Genomic DNA, 1,088 nt, shown 5'->3' with positions numbered 1-1,088 from the left:
AGCCTAAGCGAAGTGATGATTTTTAGTCCGCGATAGCCGTAGGGCCGTTATTTTGTCGGAGTCTGAGCGTTAGCGAAGGTGGAGACAAAATAAAAGGCCATCCGACACGGCGTCAAGTCATTTGGAGCCTATGTTCCGACCCCTTGTTGGGTCGGGACGAGGTGACGAGGACGAATCGGGGCCGCCGGAGGCATAAGTGGTCGCGTTAAGTTTTTGCTGCTTGCTTGGGCTGGGATGCCCAAAACAAGCTTTCGCAAAAATAGCGACTCCCCGATTGCCGTTGTAGAAAACTCGATCACCAAAGAGTGAACCAAGCTTCCAGCCATTTATATTTTTCATTCCAGTCGCTAGAAAAATATTTATTTTTTTGTCGGCATCTTTCATTGCCTGTAAGACGTCTGCTTTTTGTTCCAGCGAAAGGTCCATGAACTCGAAAGTCTTGCCCGGGCCAACTCCGATTCTGGCGAGCCTGGCACGGATCGCCTTGTTTTCCTGCGTCAATGGCACAAACTGGAGGGCGGCATCAAGGTATGTGTAGAAGTTTTCTTTGATGCCCTTGGTCGTAGCCGGAAGGAAATCTATCTTAGCTGCTTCGGGTGGTGCAGGCTGTTTCATGAATGCAGACAGCGGCTGTGTTTTGTATCCAGCCTGCACTTTTACTACATTCGACATGTCCTCAGCGTTGAAAAGCTGGGTGCGAAATACGGTCAGCGAGAAGGGTGTCGTAGACTGGAAAACCTTTTTGATTCCTGCCGGTGCCTCACCTTTCCAGTCGGGACCCGTTACGAGATAATTACCCGGTTCTGTTCCGGTTGTGCGGCTACCGATATAGCCATAGTTATAGGTGTTGCCATCTACAAGCTGCACCGAGTAGTAGCGCTCTTTTGGTACTGCAGGTACTGAAAGCACCATGGGTTCCGTGCGCAAGTCCAGCCAAAGCATCGAATATGGCGTGTCGTTATTGGGAGTGACGACTGCCGTGTCTTTATAGGTAAAGACTTGGGTATCGTTAAATATTCTGTTAAACGTTGCCTTGTGCTGCCCCCGCTGAAAATCAGGGAAACGTAGCCTAAGCGAAGTGATGATTT

The 1,088-nt window shown here is 49.6% G+C and carries 1 protein-coding gene; it reads right to left on the bottom strand.

The genetic code is table 11. The features are described from left to right. Positions 1 to 117 precede the first annotated feature (117 nt). Positions 118 to 1,088: DUF1254 domain-containing protein (locus CDZ78_RS17035; protein ID WP_140414154.1), on the bottom strand; the 971-nt coding region annotated here is incomplete at its 5' end.

This window comes from Bathymodiolus platifrons methanotrophic gill symbiont (assembly GCF_002189065.1).
Taxonomy (GTDB): Bacteria; Pseudomonadota; Gammaproteobacteria; order Methylococcales; family Methylomonadaceae; genus Methyloprofundus.
The sequence above is the reverse complement of the archived record's forward strand: the minus strand, read 5'-3'. Positions and strand labels throughout refer to the sequence as shown.